Origin of the sequence: Methylobacter sp. (assembly GCF_023227905.1) — a bacterium.
GTDB lineage: Bacteria > Pseudomonadota > Gammaproteobacteria > Methylococcales > Methylomonadaceae > Methylobacter_A.
The window spans coordinates 1-2,905 of the sequence record NZ_JALOCF010000121.1; the positions used below are offsets into that span (position 1 = coordinate 1).

Genomic DNA, 2,905 nt, shown 5'->3' on the forward strand with positions numbered 1-2,905 from the left:
GAAAAGCACGGTTCATCCCCACGGGTGTGGGGAACGCACTGATCATAACACATTGTAAATCAACCGAAATAACTACTCCGGCTTTCCCACCAAAAAAAATAGCCGTTTTTTACCAATAAATTGTTAAAGAGCATCTTTATCCTTTTGGTCTTCAACCGGATAAAAAGAAACCAGTTTGAGTCCGTCAAACTCGACCGGCAGACGGCGGTTTTCGCCCAGCGTGAGAAAATCAAATCCCGATTCGGTATTGGTGCTCCAGGTCATAATTGCGTTGCCTTCTTCAATACCGTCTTCAATTTGCGACCAAATCATTTCCCTGACTTTGGCCGATAAATCGCCGACATAAACGCCCGCCCGAATCTCAATCAGCCAAACAGCTAATCGCCCTCTTAATCGGTGCGGGACGTTTTCAACTACGATGACCAACATCGCCGATACTCTCCGGGTTAGGAATAGCAGGAGCGATATTTTCTTCTGCGGGTTTTGGTAGTTCGAGTTCACCGGCGGCCAGGACTTCTTCTATAGTGGGGATGATTTTTCTGAGAATTTTACTTTGCCGAAAAATATCCCGACACATCAAGCGAACCTCCCTTTCCGGATCGTGATAGTTTTTGGCGGCGATTTTAAAAGCATGGGGAATAATGTCATCAAACTTGAACAAGTCGGCAATGTCGTAGACGAATGACAAAGGTTTTCCAGTGTGAATAAAGCCGATGGCAGGCGCGTAGCCTGCCGCCAGTACCGCGGCTTCGCTGATACCATACAAACAGGCCGTTGCGGAACTGATGCAGCGGTTCGGCATATCGCTGTTGTTCCATTCCGTCTGGTCATACAAACGACCTTTCCATTCCACACCGGCCTGTTTAGCTAATAACTGGTAGATTTTTTTAACGCGAGCGCCTTCTATGCCGCGCAGTTGTTCAACGCTACGCCGCTCCGGCGGCTTTTCGCCAAAGCGGATTTCGTACATTTTACGGACTACTTTTAAGCGCGCCACATCGTCCAATGCCAACTTGGCCTGATACAGCAATCGATCCGAACGCGCACCGCCCGGCTGACCGGAAGCATAAAGCCGAACCCCGGCCTCGCCGACCCAAACCAGCAAGGTTCCGGCTCTGGCGGCCAAGGCGACGGCATGATGAGAAACCCGCGTCCCCGGTTCGAGCATGATGCAAGCGATACTGCCGACCGGGATATGGGTTCTGATGCCGGTTTCGTCAATAACCACGAAAGCCCCATCTTTAACGTCAACCTGGCCTTTTTCGATAAAAACCATGGAGACGCGTTCTTTCATGGTGATGGGTTTTAGGGGTGGCAGCATACTGGTCCTTGTTTTTGGAAGTGGAGACTTTGCATTGCCTACAGGGATGTAGGTAAGCAGAGTGAACTTTACAAAGCCTCTAAGATAAATTCTCGCAATCATCAACAAACCGTAGCCGCAGCAAATGTCCAGTCCAAAACAGACATAACCTCATCCACGTAAAATACGTTGCATGAGTAAACTTTGCATATCGCGCCGTCCATCGAGTATTGCATGAACTACAATTTTATCGACAAATGTTTCATAAATAATCCGATATGGCTTTTCAATTACCTGTCGATACTGCCGAATCCCCAGAGACAGCAACTCCTTGGGGATACTGCCTCTATCGGGAAACTCAGCTAAATTGTTTACGGCAGTTTCCAAGCCATCAATGATCTTACTCGGAACGCGATCGCTGACTTCGCATAGATAATAATCATTAATATCCAGCAAATCAGCCAGCGCCGGTTCTGAGAGAACAACCTCCAGCGTCATGCTAACCCGCGCTTCGCCCGCAATTGACTAAAGGCATCTGCACTGGGGACAGTTTTTCCTAAACTGACCGCTTGTTGGCTTTGCGCCAGCATTTTCAGCAATGCTAAGGTTTCCTGCATGCGCTCATACTCAGCAACGGACTGAACCACCATCGTGGCTTCGCCGTTCTGGGTAATAACCATCGCCTCGCCAGACTCTTTCAATTCCAAAGCCACTTGCGCGGCATTGGCCTTGAGATAGCTAATCGGCTTAATGTTTTTTGATAGATTCATACTATTCCCACGTATTTTGCAAAGAACTAAATATAAACTAAATTTAGTTGCTTTTAAATCCTTGCTAAAGAAAGCAGGCCGCAACCGAAGGCTTTGGCGGGGCCTATACCTTTATAAAGGGCATCCCGAATAAATAACTCCGGTTCAGTGACTTCTAAAACGCCTTGAAAATCCAGGGTGCTGATTTTGATGCCGCGTTTTTTAAAATGGTGCTGTTGGTAACCGTCGGCGATGACAGAATGCAATTTAAAGCCATTGCTTTCAGCTTTTTTTTCTAACCATGTTTCGCCCGCCAGTTGTTCCAACTCAGCCTGGGAATACTGTCCCGCTTCATCTGAGAGTGTTTTTTTCAGCTGCATGACTACATCATGACGAACTCTTTTCATAGGAAGTATTTCCTTATCCCGCAAACCTTTTTTTTGTCGTTCAATCCGCAACAGCTGTTGCTCCTCTGTAGTTCGCTCCTTGGCGATCTGTTCTACCGGATTCGCTCGCAATGTAAACCGCAGTTTGTCGCCCGCTTTGAGTTGCGGGTTAAATTCTTTGGATTCAACCGCCAAAATACCTGCTAATGGGCTTGGCTTAATTGACGACTGCACATAAAAAACAGGAAAACCTTTGCTCTCATCGCGTCGAAACAAAAAGTCACGAGGATCATTTTCTTTGTGCTCAGGAAAAAGCAGCCATAACAACCGGTGAAGTTCGTAATGATCGGCTTTTAATATTTTCGCCAGTTGGTCGGGCTGTTCAGCCAACACATTAACGCGACTCAGATACATGACTTTCTCCTGTTGCTAACAATACATATTCATCGCGTGAGCAAAATTGCCAATGC

5 protein-coding genes are annotated in these 2,905 nt (G+C 47.1%); all 5 read right to left on the reverse strand.

Going from position 1 to position 2,905, the window contains the following annotated elements; translation table 11 throughout:
• Positions 1–123: 123 nt before the first annotated feature.
• The gene (gene cas2e, locus M0R47_RS21595; protein ID WP_292558421.1) at positions 124–429 is read right to left on the reverse strand and encodes a type I-E CRISPR-associated endoribonuclease Cas2e; all 306 of its coding nucleotides are present in this window, start codon (positions 427–429) and stop codon (positions 124–126) included.
• Positions 410–1,321, reverse strand: coding sequence for a type I-E CRISPR-associated endonuclease Cas1e (cas1e, locus tag M0R47_RS21600; protein ID WP_292558422.1), 912 nt, complete (start codon positions 1,319–1,321; stop codon positions 410–412). Before cas1e ends, cas2e begins: the two co-directional genes overlap by 20 nt.
• A gap of 150 nt (positions 1,322–1,471) precedes the next feature.
• Entirely contained in the window at positions 1,472–1,798 is a 327-nt protein-coding gene (locus M0R47_RS21605; protein ID WP_292558423.1) for a type II toxin-antitoxin system RelE/ParE family toxin, read from the reverse strand.
• Positions 1,795–2,070, reverse strand: coding sequence for a type II toxin-antitoxin system Phd/YefM family antitoxin (locus M0R47_RS21610; RefSeq protein ID WP_292558424.1), 276 nt, complete (start codon positions 2,068–2,070; stop codon positions 1,795–1,797). The genes M0R47_RS21605 and M0R47_RS21610 overlap by 4 nt, the downstream gene beginning before the upstream one ends.
• A 53-nt stretch (positions 2,071–2,123) precedes the next feature.
• Complete coding sequence (gene cas6e, locus M0R47_RS21615; protein WP_292558425.1) at positions 2,124–2,849, reverse strand: type I-E CRISPR-associated protein Cas6/Cse3/CasE; 726 nt, start codon at positions 2,847–2,849, stop codon at positions 2,124–2,126.
• Positions 2,850–2,905: the final 56 nt, after the last annotated feature.